1 protein-coding gene is annotated in these 1,271 nt (G+C 59.2%); it reads right to left on the bottom strand.

All coding sequences use genetic code 11. The features are described 5' to 3' along the window. Nucleotides 1-1,031, bottom strand: a 1,031-nt coding sequence (locus tag C8D99_RS15065) for a PDC sensor domain-containing protein (RefSeq protein WP_133959323.1), incomplete at its 3' end; no start/stop codon positions are given. Nucleotides 1,032-1,271: the final 240 nt, after the last annotated feature.

The following is a 1,271-nucleotide window of genomic DNA, read 5'->3' on the forward strand; positions in this document are numbered from 1 at the left end:
GGACGGGCGAGGCTCCGGGAGAAGAGGATGACCACGATGGAGGCCACCACGAGGACGCCTATGATGCCTATGTAGACCGCCCGGCGCATGGCTCCTTCGGCTGAGAGAGATTCGGCCGTGGTCGCCGCGGCGGCGGCGATGTACCCGTTCTTGAGGCGCTGGAAGGCCATGGTCTTCTCCTCCCCCTCGTAGACATAGGAGAAGCGGCCGTTCCGCTGCGTCAGGAACTGGTCGGCGAAGGGAGCAAGGGATCCCCCCGACACCTCACGGATGGTGGGACCGTCAAATTTCAGGGTGGGGTGGTGGAGGAACCGGAGCTCCCGGTTCATGAGGAAGGGATACCCCGTGTCGTAGACCCTGACCGCTTTCAGCGTTTCCCGGACAAAGTTGAAATCGAAGGAAATTCCCACCACGGCTGCCGTCTGGTCGCCCATCTTCACCGGCATGGTGTAGAGCACCTCGTCGAAGCCTTCTTCCGCTTTCCTGAGATCGCCCCAATATTCCTGTCCCGTGTCGAGAGGGCTCCAGAACCAAGCCGCTGCAGGGTTTTTCCTGTCGATGAGATCAGCGGCACCCAGACCCACGGAGTCCATGTAAATATAGAGAGATTTTTCGTCGGCCCTCCGGAATCCCACCATGAACACGCTCTTCGTGCCGAAATGCTCCGGATTGAAGACGATAAACAGGCTTCTGGCGTGGGGAGACTGCACGCCCAGGTCGTTGATGAACTTTCCGTTCTGGGCGCCGAACTGGCGGACCACCACCTCGCCCACGTCAGGGTTGAGCATCTGGGTGGTGAAGCGGGTAGTGACAAGGGCCGACAGCGCCTGGAGCATGCCCTGGAAACTGTTGAAGGTGGCGTCAAGTTCGTGGGCGAGACCGTTGGCCAGGGACTTCTCGTAATCATCCACCACGGCGTTGAGACCGCTGCTACCGGCGTTCATAGAGTAAAAACCGATGCCTCCAACCGAAAGAACCAGAAGAGAAAGCACCACGAGAAGAATGCGGGCACCAAGTCGGTTCAGTTTCACAGCTCCATCCCCTTTTGCACGATATTGGGAAAAGCGTTTCCCTGAAAAATTGTACCCTTTCTCCTACCGGGGAACAAGGCCTGAGGGCTTTTCGGCGATCCTGAACCGGGCCACGGACTTCTGCATCTCCTCAGAGAGACTCACGAGCTCTTCCGCCGCCTTCGCGATGGACTCCGTCACACGCCCCTGCTCTTCCATGGACCGGTTGATGTTCTCCACCTGCTCGCTGATGTCCGCCCC

The organism is Aminivibrio pyruvatiphilus (assembly GCF_004366815.1).
Classification (GTDB): domain Bacteria; phylum Synergistota; class Synergistia; order Synergistales; family Aminobacteriaceae; genus Aminivibrio; species Aminivibrio pyruvatiphilus.